The organism is Cypionkella sp. (assembly GCF_030652235.1).
Classification (GTDB): Bacteria; Pseudomonadota; Alphaproteobacteria; order Rhodobacterales; family Rhodobacteraceae; genus Cypionkella.
In genome coordinates this window covers 1-16,735 of sequence record NZ_JAUSBA010000044.1, presented here as the reverse complement: position 1 = coordinate 16,735, position 16,735 = coordinate 1, and the positions used below count along the sequence as shown (strand labels likewise).

General features: G+C 60.9%; 15 protein-coding genes and 2 pseudogenes. 9 read left to right on the top strand and 8 right to left on the bottom strand.

Annotated elements, in window-relative coordinates; all coding sequences use genetic code 11:
* Window positions 1–22: 22 nt before the first annotated feature.
* Window positions 23–631, top strand: a pseudogene (locus tag Q7V03_RS14890) (RadC family protein); the annotation flags it as partial.
* An 18-nt stretch (window positions 632–649) separates the two neighbouring features.
* Here Q7V03_RS14890 and Q7V03_RS14885 read toward each other — a convergent pair.
* The 3 genes and pseudogenes from Q7V03_RS14885 to Q7V03_RS14875 form a co-directional block, all read right to left on the bottom strand.
* A pseudogene (locus Q7V03_RS14885) lies at window positions 650–910 on the bottom strand (JAB domain-containing protein); the annotation flags it as partial.
* 16 nt (window positions 911–926) lie between these two features.
* Window positions 927–1,154, bottom strand: coding sequence for a hypothetical protein (locus Q7V03_RS14880; protein ID WP_304926383.1), 228 nt, complete (start codon window positions 1,152–1,154; stop codon window positions 927–929).
* Between the two features lie 156 nt (window positions 1,155–1,310).
* On the bottom strand, window positions 1,311–2,498 hold the full coding sequence (locus Q7V03_RS14875) for a DUF932 domain-containing protein (RefSeq protein WP_370651140.1): 1,188 nt from the start codon (window positions 2,496–2,498) through the stop codon (window positions 1,311–1,313).
* Window positions 2,499–2,721: 223 nt separating this feature from the next.
* On the opposite strand from Q7V03_RS14875, the gene Q7V03_RS14870 reads away from it, so the two are divergent.
* Entirely contained in the window at window positions 2,722–3,402 is a 681-nt protein-coding gene (locus tag Q7V03_RS14870; RefSeq protein ID WP_304926381.1) for an SOS response-associated peptidase, read from the top strand.
* 9 nt (window positions 3,403–3,411) lie between these two features.
* Here Q7V03_RS14870 and Q7V03_RS14865 read toward each other — a convergent pair whose 3' ends face one another.
* Window positions 3,412–3,669, bottom strand: a complete 258-nt coding sequence (locus Q7V03_RS14865; protein ID WP_304926380.1) for a hypothetical protein — start codon at window positions 3,667–3,669, stop codon at window positions 3,412–3,414.
* Window positions 3,670–3,781: 112 nt separating this feature from the next.
* On the opposite strand from Q7V03_RS14865, the gene Q7V03_RS14860 reads away from it, so the two are divergent.
* Genes Q7V03_RS14860 through Q7V03_RS14850 form a run of 3 tightly spaced genes read left to right on the top strand, consistent with a single transcriptional unit; the run spans window position 3,782 to window position 9,229 of the window.
* On the top strand, window positions 3,782–4,381 hold the full coding sequence (locus Q7V03_RS14860) for an ImuA family protein (RefSeq protein ID WP_304926379.1): 600 nt from the start codon (window positions 3,782–3,784) through the stop codon (window positions 4,379–4,381).
* Entirely contained in the window at window positions 4,308–5,843 is a 1,536-nt protein-coding gene (locus Q7V03_RS14855) for a DNA polymerase Y family protein (protein WP_304926378.1), read from the top strand. The genes Q7V03_RS14860 and Q7V03_RS14855 overlap by 74 nt, the downstream gene beginning before the upstream one ends.
* A complete protein-coding gene (locus tag Q7V03_RS14850; protein ID WP_304926377.1) occupies window positions 5,840–9,229 on the top strand; it encodes an error-prone DNA polymerase in 3,390 nt (1,129 codons plus the stop codon). Before Q7V03_RS14855 ends, Q7V03_RS14850 begins: the two co-directional genes overlap by 4 nt.
* Before the next feature lie 42 nt (window positions 9,230–9,271).
* Here the strand turns inward: Q7V03_RS14850 and Q7V03_RS14845 are convergent, their stop codons facing one another.
* Complete coding sequence (locus tag Q7V03_RS14845) at window positions 9,272–9,664, bottom strand: hypothetical protein (protein WP_304926376.1); 393 nt, start codon at window positions 9,662–9,664, stop codon at window positions 9,272–9,274.
* A 151-nt stretch (window positions 9,665–9,815) separates the two neighbouring features.
* Window positions 9,816–10,877: a replication initiation protein gene (locus Q7V03_RS14840; RefSeq protein ID WP_304926375.1), complete on the bottom strand. Its 1,062-nt coding sequence runs from the start codon at window positions 10,875–10,877 to the stop codon at window positions 9,816–9,818.
* A gap of 637 nt (window positions 10,878–11,514) precedes the next feature.
* Between Q7V03_RS14840 and Q7V03_RS14835 the strand changes: the two genes are divergently transcribed.
* Both Q7V03_RS14835 and Q7V03_RS14830 read left to right on the top strand, forming a co-directional pair.
* Window positions 11,515–12,717 (top strand): AAA family ATPase, encoded by a 1,203-nt coding sequence (locus Q7V03_RS14835; protein WP_304926374.1) that lies wholly within the window; start codon window positions 11,515–11,517, stop codon window positions 12,715–12,717.
* Window positions 12,714–13,709, top strand: coding sequence for a ParB/RepB/Spo0J family partition protein (locus Q7V03_RS14830; RefSeq protein ID WP_304926373.1), 996 nt, complete (start codon window positions 12,714–12,716; stop codon window positions 13,707–13,709). Before Q7V03_RS14835 ends, Q7V03_RS14830 begins: the two co-directional genes overlap by 4 nt.
* 51 nt (window positions 13,710–13,760) lie before the next feature.
* Here Q7V03_RS14830 and Q7V03_RS14825 read toward each other — a convergent pair whose 3' ends face one another.
* Complete coding sequence (locus Q7V03_RS14825; RefSeq protein WP_304926486.1) at window positions 13,761–14,654, bottom strand: recombinase family protein; 894 nt, start codon at window positions 14,652–14,654, stop codon at window positions 13,761–13,763.
* A 178-nt stretch (window positions 14,655–14,832) separates the two neighbouring features.
* Here Q7V03_RS14825 and Q7V03_RS14820 point away from each other — a divergent pair, with 178 nt between their 5' ends.
* Both Q7V03_RS14820 and Q7V03_RS14815 read left to right on the top strand, forming a co-directional pair.
* Complete coding sequence (locus Q7V03_RS14820) at window positions 14,833–15,075, top strand: type II toxin-antitoxin system Phd/YefM family antitoxin (protein ID WP_304926372.1); 243 nt, start codon at window positions 14,833–14,835, stop codon at window positions 15,073–15,075.
* Window positions 15,075–15,476: a type II toxin-antitoxin system VapC family toxin gene (locus Q7V03_RS14815; RefSeq protein WP_304926371.1), complete on the top strand. Its 402-nt coding sequence runs from the start codon at window positions 15,075–15,077 to the stop codon at window positions 15,474–15,476. Before Q7V03_RS14820 ends, Q7V03_RS14815 begins: the two co-directional genes overlap by 1 nt.
* A gap of 32 nt (window positions 15,477–15,508) precedes the next feature.
* Here Q7V03_RS14815 and Q7V03_RS14810 read toward each other — a convergent pair whose 3' ends face one another.
* Entirely contained in the window at window positions 15,509–16,630 is a 1,122-nt protein-coding gene (locus Q7V03_RS14810) for a tyrosine-type recombinase/integrase (protein ID WP_304926370.1), read from the bottom strand.
* Window positions 16,631–16,735 lie beyond the last annotated feature (105 nt).

Below are 16,735 nucleotides of genomic sequence, written 5' to 3'. Positions count from 1 at the left end.
GTTTCATGGCAGCCTAGCCGCCATGAGCAAACCCCGCGCCTTTCACGAAGCCGCCTTGCCCTTATTCGCCTCTGATGGCGATGAGGCTGTGGGTCAGGCTTTGCCGGAAAGGTTGCCGTCCTATATCGCCGACCACCGCAAACGCCTGCGTACCCGGTTCATGGAAGGCGGTGCCACGGCGATCCCCGATTACGAACTGCTGGAGTTGCTGCTGTTCCGCGCCATTCCCCGGCAGGATGTGAAACCGCTTGCCCGCGCCCTGCTGGATGAATTCGGCGACTTCAATCGCGTCGTTGCCGCCGTGCCCGCCCGTCTGATGATGGTGAAAGGTGTCGGGGATGCTGTGGTGCAAGAGCTGAAGATCATCGAGGCCGCCGCCCAACGTATGATGCGGGCGCGGGTGATGAACCGGCCCTTGCTGTCGTCTTGGGATGCGCTGCTGGATTACTGCCACACCGCGATGGCGCACCGCGAAACCGAACAATTCCGCATCCTTTTTCTGGATCGCAAAAATGTGCTGATCGCAGATGAGGAGCAGGCCAAGGGCACCGTTGATCATGTTCCTGTGTATCCGCGGGAGGTGGTCAAGCGCGGGCTGGAACTGAACGCCTCGGCGCTGATCCTGGTGCATTTTGTGGCACGCCACATAATGGACCAGGATCAGCGCGGAGGCATTGAGTGCCAATGCGCGTTTCAGGATCTCGCGGGGATAGACCGGAACGTGGTCGACGGTGCCGACAGACAGCCGCTCGTCCGCGATCAGCCGGTTTTTCCGGTCGAGGTAAAGCACGTGGAAGCACTCAACTTCGCCGCGCACCGAAAGGGCACAGTAATCCATGACCGCTTGCCAACTGCCAAGGACGGGGTTTCGGTTCAGGTAGCGCCCGAGAATCTCGCGTGCCTCCAGGATCACGGTCTGCTCTTGCTCATTCAGCATCGGCGATCCCCTGATCGATTGCGGCACCGGCCGGATCCTCGCCGTCATCATCAGTCACGACGAACTGGAACTCCTGCGTGATGAAGTCGTTGAGCCGATAGGCCAGCTCGATATGGTTCGCGACCGCAAGTCCGAGAGCCATGAAAGCGGCGTGAACTGCATTGTCCACTTTGTAGTCAAAGGTCTGCATGTCATCCTCGATATGAAAGGCCGCCATGCCCCCTCCCCGATCAAACGGTCGAAGTGGATGGGAGGCTTGGCGGAGATGTTGGGTTCGCGAGCAGGAGCGGCTTTCTGCCGACCTCGACGTGCCCAAGCAGCCCGCAGCGCTTTGCGCTGCGGAGCAGAATACGGATCTCAGAAACCGATGCGGTCAGCCGACGCGGTCGAGGAGCTTCTTGGCACGGCCTTCCATATCGAGCCGGGCATCCTGCTGGGTCTTGTCCCGTGCAAGCCGCGTGATGCCCTGCACGAAATCGAAGATGCTCTCGGGTGGACGGCCCTCCTCCATCAGCACCTTTTCGATGATCTTGCCGGACTCGGCCTTCGAGAACCCGCGCTTGCGCAGAAATGTCTCCCGCTCCTCGTCGTCGCGCGCGACGATCTGCTGGCGCGCCGCCGTGATGCCGTTCACGAAGCCCATGGGCGAGGAATTGGCAAAGCGGGTCAGTGCTGGTGCCGCCTCCTGGGCGAAGCGAGAGGCGGCGTATTTCGAGTGGCGGATCGTAATCTCCTGGAAATCCTCGACGCCCCAGAGGTTGCGGTTCTGACAGACGGCGCGCAGATAGAAGCTGGCCATTCCAAGGGTCTTTGCCCCGACCTCGGAGTTCCAGCAATAAAATCCCCGGAAATAGAGATCGGGAGAGCCATCTGGCAACCGGCCCGCTTCGATCGGATTGCGGTCGTCGACCAGGAAGACGAAGACATCCCGGTCCGAGGCATAGAGCGTGGTCGTGTCGCGGCTGATCTCGACATCGGGATTGTAGACCCCGGTCGACCAGTCAAGCACGCCCGGCACTTTCCAGCGCGTATCGCCGGTACCGTTGCCAGCGATGCGCTGTACGGCTTCGACCAGTTCGTGGTCGTGGATACGGCCATAATCTGGCCCGGTGACCGCGCGCAGTTCGGTTCGGCCATCCTCAAACTCGAAGGTCTTCACCTGCTCGGCGCGATGCGACGAGAGGCCATATTGCAGATTGACGCCGGCGAGCGTTGCGGGCAGCTGGCGTAGATAGGCTGCGGGCGCTCCGACGATGCTGGCAAGCTGGCCGAAGGCCCAATGGGTCGGAGCAACGGGTACGTCCGATTTGGGCAGTATCAGGTGCAGCTTCTCCGCATTGTCCCGGCTCGCCTCGACATGGATCTTCGCCGTCTCGACAATCCGGGTCCGGCTGCGCTCGGACCGCGCCTTGACCGAAGACCAGAGGTCATCGAGCGAGAGGAACCGCTCGTCATCGGGGCGACCCCACCATTCGGACGACACCCGCCCGTTCCGCTCCCCGCGGGTGACATCCACCTTGTAGCCGCCGCGCACCGGCCGGGCGGGTTCCAGGATTTCCATGCTGTTCATGACAATAACTCCGCGACGGGGGCCGGAGGCCTCTCCCCCAACTCATCAACCCGTCACAGACGAAACAGCCCCTCTCTGACTCTGATGTGGACCAGCAAAGCAACGATCAGACGTCCGCTGGGAACCGAGGCCCTTCAAGGCAGCTCTTCCAACACAGCCTGCGTTCTGGCAATGTTCCAGATTACCCGCCCTGCCCCCGATTCCGGATCAGCCCATGTGCAACCTCTATTCCCAGACCAAAAGCCAGGACGCGATGCGGCATGTCTTTGACGACATGGCCGGTGAAGACGAGGTCTATGAGGATCTGGTGGGCAACCTGCCACCGATGGCTGGAATTTTCCCCGACTATGCCGCACCAATCATCCGGCATGGGGTGAATGGTGGCTGGCAGTTGACCAAGGCTCGTTGGGGGATGCCAACACCGCAGGTGTTTCTGGAAGGCAAACGCACCGATCCCGGCGTCACCAATATCCGCAACGTGGCCTCCTCGCATTGGAAGCGCTGGCTCGGGGTTTCCAACCGCTGCCTTGTGCCCTTCACCAGCTTTTCCGAGATCGACAGCCGTCCCGGCGCACCCCGCAACCATCCGGTCTGGTTTGCCCTCGGCGCTGATCGGCCGCTGGCGTTTTTTGCAGGCATCCGCACCGAATGGACCTCGGTGCGCAAGCTGAAGGAGGGCGCGGTCACGGCGGAGTTGTTCGCATTCCTGACCTGTCCGCCCAACCGTGAGGTGGCACCGATTCATCCCAAGGCCATGCCAGTCATCCTGACGACGCCCGAAGACTGGCGGCGCTGGCTGACTGCACCCGTAGCCGAGGCACCGCAGTTACAACGGCCCCTGCCGGACGGGATGCTGCAGATCGTCGCGGAAGGGATGCGCGAGGACGCGGCCTGAACCCGCCCCTCAGTCAATCGGGTCCGCCGGATAAACAACGACCTTTACATGATACGGCGCGTCTTCAGCAGCCGCGCGGGCATAGCTGAGGGCTTCTTCTTCATCGTCAAACATCCAATCAGGGACGCCTTGGCGATTGGTCTCTGACCCGGACTCATAAAAGGGCCCGACGACCAACCAGTTCGTAACAGGCTGGCCCGTGTTGGGCATAACCTCAATGACCCAGCCGTCAGCTGCGGGCCGCGGCACCTCTATGGTGTTGACCATTGGCTAGTCCCTCCCTTATTGCATGAACATAGCATGAACAAATGGATTCGAAAAGCTTGGGGCTGCTCTCCCGCAGGTCAACAGCAGGTCATGGCGGAAGGAATGCGTGCAGATGCGGTCTGATCTTGGCATTGCCACCAACCCCGCCGATCCCTTCGATCTGCGCGCGCGGCGCGTGCACGAAGCTGAAGGCCGCGGCCGCCGGGCCTTCGCGCTGTTTCAGGCGGCGCGGCACCCGGGGCCGCTGGTCTGGATTCTGCCTTCCCATGCGCCGGAACTGCCGATGCTGCGCGGCTTGCCGCGCGGTGTGGGCGAGCGGCTGCATCTCTTTCGCCCCATGGGTGAGACCGACCTGCTCTGGTGCATCGAGGAAGCCCTGCGCGCGGTGCCGGTCAGTCTGGTGATCGCCGAGCCGGAAAAACCCCTCTCGCTGACCGCAGGCCGCCGGTTGCAACTCGCTGCCGAGGCCGGGCGCACCACCGGTTTGATGTTGATCCGGCAAGAGGCGGGCAGCAATGCCACCGAGACACGCTGGGCCTGCGAGCCTCTGGCCAGCCAGCCTGCGGACTCGACTCTGCATCAATGGGCCCTTAACAAGAACAAAAAGGGAACTCTTGGAAGGTGGGTTTTGAACTGGAATGGCACGTCGGCTGCTTTCCATATGGTTTCCGAGGCTCGCCAGCGACACGAGCCTGCGGAAACGGCCCCTTGAGGGGCCCTTTGCCCTGACCCATCGGTCGGGCAATTCCGATCATTTGCATTGCCTGAACCAGGCGGCCTCGGCACGGGGCCTCAGGCGCGGCATGGCGCTGGCCGATGCCCGTGCCATGTGTCCCGATCTCGCCACGCGCCCTGCCGATCTGGCGCGCGAGGCGGCGGCGCTGGCCAGCTTGCGCCGCTGGGCCAGCCGCTATGCGCCCATGGTGGCAACCGACGGTGTTGACGGGCTGATGGCAGATATCTCAGGTGTGCCGCATCTCTTTGGCGGTGAGGAGGATTTGCGCGAGGATCTGCAAGCCCGGCTGGAGCGCGCTGGCCTGCATGCCGCCAGTGCCATTGCCGGCACGCGCGGAGCAGCCCATGCCCTCGCCCGCCATGGCGGTGGGATCGTGCCCGATGGACGGCTGGCCGAAGAAATCGGACACCTGCCCGTCACGGCCCTCCGAGTGGATCATGACACTGCGGAAGGCTTGTCGCGCATGGGGCTGCTGCGCATCGCTGATCTGATTCCGCTGCCCCGCGCACCACTGGCGCGGCGTTTTGGTCAGGGGCTGGTGCTGCGGCTGGATCAGGCACTTGGCGCGCAATCCGAGCCGGTGGCAGCGGAGCCCGATGCCCCACATTTCGGGGTGCGGATGACCTTGCCGGAACCGATCGGTCTGCAATCAGATGTCATGGCGGGCCTCGCGCGCCTGCTGGACCGTCTATGCGCAAAACTCGCCCAGCATCACATGGGCGCACGACGGGTGCGGCTGGAGTTGCGGCGCGTGGATCGCGGCTCCGCACAGGTCGAGATCGGCCTCGCCCGCCCGATGCGCGACCCTGCCCGTATTGCGGCGCTGTTCGCCAAAGGCGTCGACGAGATCGATTCCGGCTTTGGCATCGACGCGATGCGTCTGACAGCCCCCGTGACCGAAGCTCTTGCCCCAGAGCAGGTATCGGGGCAGATCGGCGGCGGCACGTCCATCCGAACGGAAGATGCCTTGGCAGACCTGATGTCCTCGGTCGGCAACCGGATCGGCTTTGAGCGTGTCCTGCGCCTTCTGCCCGCGACCAGCCTGATCCCAGAGCGCAGCTTTCTCATGGCCCCTGCGGCCTATTCGGCACCCGAGCCAACCCCTCATCGCGCAGGCTCGAACCGCCCGATCACCCTTTTCCCGCCAGAACCTGTGACGGATGCCTCCGGCACCCCTCCCGCCAGTTTCCGCTGGCGTCGGATGCGCTTCACCACCCTGCGCGCAGCGGGACCGGAGCGGATAGCACCCGAATGGTGGTTCGATGACCCGGCCTGGCGTTCGGGCCTGCGCGATTACTGGCGGGTCGAGACGCAGGAAGGTCCGCGCCTTTGGCTGTTCGTGACCCCACAAGCGCAGAGCTGGACCGGCCCGCAAGATGCGAACTGGCCCGCGACCGCAGGGGCGCAAAATTGGTATGTGCAGGGGGAGTTTGCATGACCGCACCCCGCTTTCAGCCCTATGCCGAGTTGTGCGTCACCTCGAACTTCACGTTCCTGACCGGTGCGTCGCATCCTGAGGAACTGGTCACGCGGGCGGCAGAATTGGGACTGACCGCCATCGCCATCACTGACCGCAATTCTGTGGCTGGTGTCGTGCGGGCCTTCTCCGCGCTGAAGGAACTGGCGCGGTTGCGGGACGAGGCAAAGGCCACGACTGCGGAGACTGTGCAAGAGGGCCCGACCATCCGGTCACAGCGCGTGACCGATCATTCCAGTCGCCTACCCATATCTCATACAAACCCACCGCATTTCACCGGCCACACGGACCCCCCTGCCCTATCCGAGGTGCCGCTGCCAAAGCTGATCGCGGGCGCAAGGTTGGTGTTGACCGATTCTGCGGTCGAGTGGCTGGCCCTGCCGACCGATCTGACCGCCTGGTCGCGCCTGACGCGGCTCTTGTCCTTGGGCAAGCGCCGCGCGCCAAAGGGTAAATGCCACCTGCAACGCGTCGATCTGATCGCATGGGGGACAGGCATGATCCTGATCGCCCTGCCCCCCGATCCGATGGAAGATCAGAACCCCAAAACCACCCGCAGCGATCTGCTGGCCATCGCCCGCGGCTTTCCCGGCCGATGTTTCCTTGGGGCAGCACCCCGGTACGACGGCCGTGATCAAGCCCTCGTCGATAAACTCGGCATCTTGGCGCAAGGCGTGAACCTGCCCTTGGTTGCGGTGGGAGATGTGCTGATGCACCGATCTGCCCGCCGCCCCCTGGCCGATGTGCTGACTTGCATGCGGGAAGGCGTCACCATCGACAATATCGGCGAGCGGCGGCTGGCCAACGGTGAACGCCGCCTGAAATCCGGGGCCGAAATGGCCCGGCTGTTCCATCGCCACCCCGCCGCTCTGCGCCGCACCGTCGAGATTGCAGATCGCTGCGCCTTCAGGCTGAGCGATCTGCGCTACCAATACCCCGATGAGGCGCAGGGTGGCGAACCCGCGCAAGCCCGGTTGGAGCGCCTGACCCGCGAAGGGTTGCACTGGCGCTATCCCGCAGGCCCGCCGCCCAAGATCGTCCATCGTGTCGAGAAGGAACTGACCCTGATCCACGAAGTGGACTACGCGCCCTATTTCCTAACCGTGCATGACATCGTCCAGTTCGCCCGCTCCAAAGGTATCCTCTGCCAAGGGCGCGGCTCGGCGGCCAATTCGGTCGTGTGCTACCTGTTGGGCGTCACCGAGGTGCCACCAGAGAGCATCACTCTGATTTTTGAGCGGTTCATCTCGAAAGAACGCGGCGAGCCGCCGGATATCGACGTCGATTTCGAGCATGAACGCCGCGAAGAGGTGATCCAGTGGATTTACGAGCGCTATGGCCGCGAGCGCGCCGGCCTGACAGCCGTGGTGATCCATTTCCGCAGCCGCGCCGCGATTCGCGAGGTCGGCAAGGTCATGGGCCTAAGCCAGGACGTGATTGCGCGCCTGTCGGGCCAAATATGGGGCTGGTCCTCTGCCGCGCCCGGCGATGACCGGATGCGCGATGCCGGCCTCGATCCGAGCGACGGTCGCATGGTGCTGGCCGCCAGACTGATCGGCGAAATCATCGGCTTCCCCCGCCACCTGTCGCAGCATGTCGGCGGGTTCGTGATCACCCATGGGCGGCTGGATGAACTCTGCCCCATCGAAAACGCCGCGATGGAGGATCGCACCATCCTCGAATGGGACAAGGATGATATTGATGCCCTTGGCCTTTTGAAGGTCGATATCCTCGCCCTTGGCATGCTGACCGCGATCCGCAAGGCCTTCACCTTGCTGGCCGATCATCGCGGCCAAAAGCTGACGCTGGCCAACGTCCCGCCAGAGAATGTCCCGGTCTATGACATGCTCTGCCGCGCTGATGCCATCGGAGTGTTTCAGGTGGAAAGCCGGGCGCAGTTGAACTTCCTGCCCCGGATGCGGCCCCGCAAGTTCTATGATCTGGTTTGCGAGGTGGCCATCGTCCGCCCCGGCCCGATTCAGGGTGGCATGGTGCATCCGTTCATCAACCGCCGCATGGGGCGCGAGAAGGTCGAAGACCTTGGCCCCGCCTTGATGGAGGTGCTGGCGCGCACCTATGGCGTGCCACTGTTTCAGGAACAGGCGATGCAAATAGCTGTGGTGGCCGCAGGGTTCACGCCGTCGGAAGCAGATCGTTTGCGCCGTAGCCTCGCAACCTTCAAGCGCATGGGCACCATCGGCTCGTTTCGCGACCGTTTCGTCTCCGGCATGCTGGCGCGGGGTTATGACGCGGATTTCGCGGCACGCTGTTTTGCGCAGATCGAAGGCTTCGGGTCTTACGGCTTTCCCGAAAGCCATGCCGCCAGTTTCGCGCGGCTGGTCTATATCTCGGCCTGGCTAAAGTGCCATCACCAGGCGGTCTTTACCTGCGCCCTGCTGAACAGCCAGCCGATGGGCTTTTATGCCCCGGCCCAACTGGTGCGCGATGCCCGCGATCATGGCGTCGAGATACGCCCGATCTCGGTCAACCATTCGGTTTGGGATTGCACGCTGGAACTGCGCGCCGATGGTGGCCTGGCCTTGCGGCTGGGATTCCGTCAAATCAAGGGGATGCGGGAAGAGGATGCCTCTTGGATCGTGGCCTCGCGCGGCAACGGCTATCCCGATGTTGAAAGCCTCTGGCGCCGGGCGGGCATGCATCCAGATACGCTGGAGCGACTTGCCGAAGCCGATGCCTTTGCGGCCCTCGGCCTGATGCGTCGAGATGCCCTGTGGGCCGCCAAAGCGCTGAAGGCCCCTGCCCCGCTGCCGCTGTTTGGCCCGGATGGCGAAGGCGGCATTGAACCAACTGTCACCCTGCCCCAGATGACTTTGGGCCAAGAGGTGATCGAAGATTACTTGTCACTGCGTCTCAGCTTGCGCGCCCATCCGATGGAGCTCCTGCGCGCGCGCCTGCCCGAAAGCCTGCCGCATGACCGCCTGGGCCAAGCCAAGGGCCGCGCCACCATTACTGGCCTCGTTATCACCCGCCAGAGGCCCGGCACTGCCGCAGGCGTGATTTTCCTGACGCTGGAAGATGAAACCGGCACCGCAAATGTGATTGTCTGGAAACAGGTCTACGAGGCGTTCCGCAAGGCCGTCATCGCCGGGCGACTGGTCCGCGTCACCGGGCGCATCCAGCGCGACGGCCCAACCACCCATTTGATTGCCGAACGGGTCGAGGATGTCTCGCCCTTGCTGGCGACTTTGGGTCGCCCCGTGATCATCGACGCCAATGATGGCCGAGCGGACGAGACCAAGCGGCCTGCCGGGGGCAGCGTCAGGTCCTCCGCCCACCATCCACGCGAGCAGGCCAAGAAGCTGTTCCCAAGTCGGGATTTTCATTGAAGGTCAGATGGTTAAGAGAAAAGCAGCGCACGACTGATCGCATCAATCACCGTGTTCGTCCGGGTTATACTTGATCGCGCCCAGAAACTTGCGGTCCAGCTCGGGCTCATCCCATTTCCCGGCGACGGTCATCCATTTCTCCGCCAGCTTCAGAAACTCAGGATCGTCGCAACCGATGTGGAACGTATAGAGCCGATTGACGATTTCGCGCATAAGGGTCCGCATCTGATCATCGTCGATATGTGAAGTATCGGCCCATGGGATTTTTCGACCCTCTGCATCGAGCACAAACACGTCGGAATAGTCACCGACTTCGGTGACCGGGACCACGCCCGCATGCAGGGCCTCCAACCCGGTATTGCGCACGCACATCATGGCCATGACCTTGGCCAGACTGGCAGCGATCCGCTCTTTGTCCTCTTGTTTCATGTCCATGAGGGTAGTTTTCCTTTTGAGCCAAGACCAGATCATTCTTGTCCCTGATCTCTCTGCCAGATCGCCCGAGCGCGAAGACGACAGAGCGCAAATTCACTACATAACATATTGTTTATAATGTATAATATTGAGTAATTGCCAACAGGCAACTTCAAATAGGATTGCTTTCAGCATACTTACGAAAAAATGCAAGAAATGCTCGATCTGGGTCGTCTGCAGGTGGCTTACCGGATGCCCATGCCCGCCACTCCCCTTCGACAAAATAGATATCGTAACCGGCGTGCCTTAGGCGGGCGGTCTCATAGGTCTCTGTCCTAAGCGGAGCGCCGCGTGATAGAAGCCACGCAGGCCGCGGCCTCAATTCTGGCGCTCTGGGCTGTGCGGCCACGCCTCGCTCGGCGCCGTCTCCAGGAACAACTTGGTCCTCCTTGCCTGCTGCCTTCACGCGCCTACCGACCTTCGAAAACTGGAGCGCGCGACCAGCTGCGCCAGTTGCTTCTTCGTCTTTCCGCCACCACTTAAGCTCAACATGGCTGACACTGCGGCCAGACTTTATCGGCTCAAAAGCGACCATGAAATCAGAGAGGTCATTCACCTCGGCGACAGCAGGATCCAGTGCCCGCAGCTTTAGGTTTGACCATGAGGTGAGCTTGCCCTTTGGCACGCCAAGAATTCCACGCAAAGCATCAAGCGAAAACCGCTCCGAGGATCGCCACCGCAGATTGCCCCGCTTTTGTACCATCTCGTACAAGGTCAGCGAGTATTTGGAGGACAGGGCAAACATTACCTCCCGCTGAAGTCGGGCAAAAACGGTCGAGTTCCCAATAATCTTCCGGAGACGCGCTGGTATCTCGTACTCGATGAGCCCATCTGACCGCAGTGCTTCGATGTTCCCGCCTAACAGTTGAACCCGCTCGATCGCCGGTCCGCCATCCCAGATGACGGAGACTTTCACAACGGCGGACATCAAACGTTCGAGGCTCTCGCCGACTCGGTCGTTGGAGTTGTGCTTTCCGCGCAATGCCGCCTTCGAGATGACATGGCTGACGGGCTTGTCGATGGCATCCCAGGCATTCTCAAGAAGCAGGTTATAGATCCGACGGTCGTTGAGGCTGAGAGGCGTAACCTCGATCAGATCAACCAGTTCACCTGGTTTGATCAGACTGTCGGTGCTTGGCCGAGCGTCGAGGGTGCGATAGGATTTTTCAGCCATGGAGCCCATACATAGTTATCCTTACTTTTGTATCGCGAACAACGTAAGCGATCAAGGCCTTTGGGGCAGGGGTGAATGGCAAAGGAGCGCGGACCACCCAATTTGTAAGTCTAGCGTGTGAGGCTCGTAGGCAGGTGATTCGCAGGTATCTGAATACAAAGAGAAATCTCGAGCAGGTTCGGTCGTCCTGCTGGTTCACCCCAAATGTAAGTCTTCCTAGAACAACAAAACGTAAGTCTTCCCGCCCCGATTCGTAAGTTCTTTCATCCCAAGACGTAAGCGGATGCACCCAGGAGGTAAGTTATCTTGGGCTTTTCATAGCAAATACAGATATTTACTCCGTATGAACCATAGAACTAGAAAGAATCTGAACCAGAGAGGTTCTCTTTGTGGATAACTTTTTGGAAGAAGTGAAGTAAGCGATACGCAGTTCCCTTCACGACATACTTTTTGGGATGCTGTCATAGCCCACAGACCCCCCAACTATCGCCTTTCAAGGAATCACAAGGAAAAGATCGGAAGTTGATGGCGCAACCACCCATTTCCGAAGTATCTGGCTACACCGAGCAAATTACGAACTTTACGGCAAGTCGAAGTTGTCGCATGATTCGCAAATAATAGCATGAGAGAGCAGTTGATGGACGATACCGTACTGCCACCAGTTACACTGAATGAACTTTCCCTCCTGACACGCAGAGCCGCCACGGTCATCGAACGGCTGCGAGAAAGGGTCTTCTCGCCAAATGCGGAAAAACGCCTCGACATTCGCTTCAACGTGCGGACAGCGGCGGAGATGGTGGGCCGAACGGAAAAGGCTATCCGAGATGCCGAATCTGACGGACGCTTGACCGAGCCAGATAAAGACACTGAAACGGGTCGGCGCACGGGCTATACTCTCTCACAAGTCAACAAAATGCGGGAAGTTTTTGGGACATTGCCGCATCGCAGCCCGGACGATCCGCCGCTGGTGCTGGCTGTCCAGAACTTCAAAGGCGGTGTCGGAAAGTCGACCATCGTCAGCCATCTTGCGCAATACTTCGCTCTGAAGGGCTACCGGGTCTGTGTCATTGACTGCGACAGCCAGGCGTCCACGACTGCAATCTTCGGCATGAATCCGGATGTCGATGTCGATGAAGAAGAAGACACACTCTACCCCTTCCTACGTCACGGCGGCCCGAAGTCACTGCACTACGCTTTACGTGCGACATACTGGCCGGGGATCGCCTTGATCCCGGCAAACCTTGGTCTCTACGACGCAGAATACGAATTCGCTGCCCGGATGGCGCGAGAGCCCACTTTCATCCTAGATCGATTGCGCGATGGAATCGCGACCATTTCCGACCAGTTCGATGTCATCCTTTTGGATCCACCTCCGGCCCTAGGAATGATCTCCCTATCAGTTCTGAGGGCGGCCAGTGCGCTTTTGATCCCGGCACCACCCAGCAATATCGACTTCGCCTCAACCGCTCATTTTTTGAAGATGATGGAAGCGACGCTGACCGAACTCGCGAAGTACGGTGGTGAGCGATCATACAGCTTCGTCAAGATTCTTGCGTCGAAGATGAACGACCAAAAGTCCGCGCATGTGGCAATCAAACGCATGATGGATGCGGTTTTCCCGCAGGACATGCTTCAATCGGTCCTGAAAGACAGTGCCGAAATAGATAATGCTACAGCTAACCTGTCGACCGTGTACGAATTGACCGGGCCGACCACGCGGACAGAAACCCATAAACGGTGCCGCGTCTATCTCGATGCGGTTGGGCGTGAGATCGAGACATTGGCGCGCAAGACTTGGCCCAGTCATCACCGCGCACTTCGTAAGGAGGGGGTCCTGTGAGCAAACGTCATGACGCGATTTTTGAAGACGTCCTGAAGGACATGAACAGGGAGGCTGCGCCCGCGGAGGAAGATCGCGGTGCGACGCGTTTTCTGCGCAGGTCAAATGCCTTAGCGGACGTCGGTGAGCGGGAAGAGAAGGTGCTGCGCTGGGTAGACCCGTCTCACTGCGCGATGTGGGCACGCCACAACCGTGCCTATGAACTGCTTAATGAAGACAACTGTCGTGATCTAATCGACTCGATCAAGTCTCAGGGGCAACAAGAGTTCCCAGCCATCGTCCGCCGTCTGCAGGCGCCTGGTGGTGTAGAGTACGAAGTCATCTGTGGGGCACGACGGCATTTCGCGGTATCATGGCTCCGCTCCCACAATTATCCGCAATTCCGCTACCTAGTTGAAGTGCGCGACATGACCGACGAAGAAGCCTTCCGTCTGGCTGACGTGGAAAACCGCGATCGGGAAGACATCTCCGATTTCGAGCGCGCCCGGGACTACGCAGTGGCTCTAGAGCAGTATTATGGCGGTAGACAGAAGGCGATGGCGGCGAGACTCGAGGTCTCGGAAGGTTGGCTATCTCGCTACCTCGCCTTGGCACGGCTACCAGAAGTGGTGATTGCCGCTTATCCGTCGATCCGGGACATCAAAGAGTTACATGCGCGAGTCCTAAAGCCACTTTTGGCGGACCCGAACGTTGCGCCATCCATCCTTGATGCTGCCCGCAAACTTGCTGAAAATCAGGTTGCCGCCCGAGCGGGGCAGGGGGCTTTAATTGACGCGGCTCATGTGCTCGTCACACTCAAGACTGCCGCAAGTGGGCCGAAGCGTTCGCGTCCTCCGGAGCACATTTTCCGAGGGGATGCCGAGGCCATTGGAGTGACGTTTCGGAAGCGTGGGATTAAGGTAACGCTGGAATTTAGCGAAAAGCTCTCTGACACTGCGTTGCGCGCGGCCTTCGAAGCGTATCTGACCCATAGGGCCAAACGGAAACCATGAGTTGCCACATGGCAAGAGTGTTGAGTAAGTACGCTAAAACAATGTCTTACGCTATTTTTCGGTAGGAAAGAGTCCTAGCCTTTCGGCCCGCTCAAGTAACATCTTCACAGACGATGGTTGCCAACTGGCCCGACCACGCGGCGTGCGTTCTCGCATGGCCTCTAGTCGGTTGCAGATGGCCTGCAACGTGATCGTCGGATCTGCGCCTTTGATGGCCGCGACAATAGCAGGTAAGCGATCGTCCTTTTCTCGTTGCCCGGCCCGCCCCAGCACCATCGTGGGCAAGAAGCCATCGCGAACATAGGACTTCACGGCGCGAAGGAGCCGGCTTTGCGTCCAGAGGCGATCCGAGGGCAGGGATCCATTGATGATCCGCAGAACATCTTCCCAAGCCATGCCCGGGCGCAGGCGGCGGACGTGTGGAACCCATTCTCCCGCCGTCACGTTCAACCGGTTGAAATAAGTCTCATCCCGTGCCGCGGCGACTTTGCGCAAGGCAGCCGGATCGCGTGCCCGCAGGCCGGGATTGCCGCCGATCCGCCCTTGGGCCTTGGCCGAACGCAGGCCTGCTACTGTCCGCTCCCGAATCAACGCTCGTTCTAGCTCCGCAGCTGCGCCAAGCACCTGAAGCGTGAACTTGCCTTGTGGACTCGTGGTGTCGATCGGGTCACGCAGAGAGCGGAAATGCGCACCTTTGGCCTCAAGAAGCTCAATTACCTCGAGCAAATGGCTCAACGACCGTGCTAGCCGATCAATCCGGACGACCAGCAGCACATCACCTGTGCTGATGCGGTCCAGCACACGGGCTAGGATCGGACGTGATCTGCTGGCGCCGGACGCTTGTTCTTCGTGGATTTCGCGGCAACCTGCTGCACGCAGCTCGTCGACTTGGGGCAGGGGGGTCTGATCCTCGGTCGAAACGCGAGCGTAGCCGATCAGCGCCATCAAAAGCACCCGTTTGCAATTTAGGTGGCCGCTATTAAACGACCGATTGGCGAAGATGGTGGCGGATGAGTCTTCCCACCCGAACTCAACCATCTGAAGTTTGCGACTTGGGCGCGCCTTGACTTAATCAAACCAAGATGCCACTTATCTAGCCAGATAGCTAGCTAGGAGATGCGCCATGTGGACTGTTCAGGATGCAAAAAACAAGTTCAGCGCGGTTGTCGATGCCGCGCTGGCGGGGACGCCGCAAGAGGTGACCCGTCGTGGCAAGCCCGCGGTGGTCATCCTTTCGGCTGATGAGTACCACCGGCTGGTCGAGGGGGCTGTGAAAACGCGCGAAAGCTTTGCGGAGCACCTGTTGGCATTTCCCGGCGGGGAGTTTCCGCGCGCCGCGGCCGCACCGCGTGACGTGAGTTTCTGATGTACATCCTCGATACCAACGTGATCTCGGCTGTACGCCGCCCAGACCGCGCACCCCAAGTGGCAGTCTGGTTGCGCGGAAAGGCTGAGCAGGACCTTTTTCTAAGTGCCATCACTCTGGGCGAAATCGAGCGAGGCATTCGTCAGCAGGAGTTCCGCGACCCTGCGTTTGCCAGCGATCTCCGCATATGGCTCGATCGGACGGTCTTGCTGTTCTCGGACCGGCTGCTTGCCTTTGAGGCCGAGGACGCACGCATCTGGGGGCGGCTTTCGGCCGAGATTGGCCACAGCGGCGCTGATCTCATGATCGCTGCAACAGCGTTGCGCTATGGCGCCATCATCGTGACGGGGAACGTCAGTGACTTTGCGCCGACCGGGGCTGCGGTCGAGAACCCCTTCTAGGCGCGATGCCCCGCGATGGGGCAGGGGGGGCATCAAAGCCCCGCCGCCTTTGTCAGGTTGACGCGGAATCTGTCGCGGCGGCGCTGGTAGCGGCGGGTCATTTCGGCGCTGGCATGGCCGAGCTGCTTTTGCACATAGCGCTCATCCACCTCGGCGCTGCTGGCCAGCCCGGCCCGCAACGAGTGGCCCGAGTAGAGCCTCACCCGTTCGGCCTCGGGCAGGTCGGGGCGAATACCTGCCTCGCGGACGCATGTCTTGATCAGTCGCGCGACGTGTTTGTCGGACAGGCGTTCGGTGGTAGCCTTCAGCCCATTGCGCGACACGGCGACGAAGACGGGCCCAAAGTCGATGCGGGCATAGTGCAGCCACTGCGTCAGGGCATGAACGGGGCAGGTCTGCTCGGCTGAGCCGCGGGCAATTTCCACCTCACGCCAGCCGGTCTTGCCGCGCAGGGTGATCAGAACACCGCCCTCCAGCATCTCTACCCAGCCGCCACTGTCTGGCGTGTCATCCTTGCCGTGATCGAGGCTGACGATTTCGGATCGACGCAGGCCACCAGCAAAGCCGATCAGCAGGATGGCGCGGTCGCGCAAACCCCGCAGATCATGGGGCAGGGTGGCCAGCATGTCTCGCAGGTCTCCCGGCAGGATGGCCTCTTTCTGTGCCGGTGGCCGTGCGTGCTTTCGGCGGATGCCAGCCAGCACGCTGGCAATGTGGCGGTCCTTGCGGTCCATGCGCTGGCCGCGCTGCGCATAGCCCCAGGTCAGGCCGGACAGCCGCCGCTCTATTGAGGAGACCGAGAGGGGTCGGGACGCCGACAGCGAAAGGGCCTTGCCGCCCGGCGCTGCCAGATCGGCGATGTAGAGGCCGATCAACTGGGGCGACGGGGGCAGGGGGTCCGCGCCGCGCATCCGGCACCAACGCGCGAAATGGGCCCAGTCCTTGGCATAGGCCTTCAGCGTGTTCTCAGACGCCGCCTGCCGCGCATAGTCTCGCGCGGTTTCGACCAGGCGGTCGAGCGTGCCCGAGCCAGCGACATGGGAGGGCAGGGCGATCGTGTCGCGCGCCAGATCAGCGCTGTCGTCCCCTTCATGGCGATCGGGACGTTCCAGCGGCTCTGTCGGATGGTCGAGGTTTCTGAGGCTGGGGTCCATTTGTTTTCAATAGGTTGCCTATGTCGCATTTCTGAGACTGATTCAGGGTATGTGAGACTGGACGTCGATTGAGTCACCATTGGTGAGACTATCCAGCATCCGTGC